This window comes from Sporolactobacillus terrae DSM 11697, assembly GCF_000648615.1.
Lineage (GTDB): Bacteria > Bacillota > Bacilli > Bacillales > Sporolactobacillaceae > Sporolactobacillus > Sporolactobacillus terrae.
Window position 1 is genome coordinate 1 of record NZ_JFZC01000092.1, and the last position, 252, is coordinate 252.

The window sequence follows — 252 nt, forward strand, 5'->3', positions numbered from 1 at the left end:
AAATGTATACCGACCAAGGTGAATACATCAGGAATAGAGGCCTTCTCTCAATGGATAGTATAAAAGATTTATTAGAAATTTGGAAGAAGCAAACGAGCCTTTTGGCGTTTGAGGAAGAGGCGACCGCCTATATGTACCAATTTATGAGGCGCAGTGTTGAACAAGTATTTTCTTTGCTTGATCAAGCAATCACTCGGGAGAAACAAGCTGAGGGATGGAAAGTAGACAGCCATAAAGATCAACGTATTCTCC

The 252-nt window shown here is 40.9% G+C and carries 1 protein-coding gene; it reads left to right on the plus strand.

Going from position 1 to position 252, the window contains the following annotated elements; all coding sequences use genetic code 11:
• Nucleotides 1-50 precede the first annotated feature (50 nt).
• A partial coding sequence (locus AA84_RS18115; protein WP_420542180.1) for a hypothetical protein occupies nucleotides 51-252 on the plus strand: 202 nt, incomplete at its 3' end.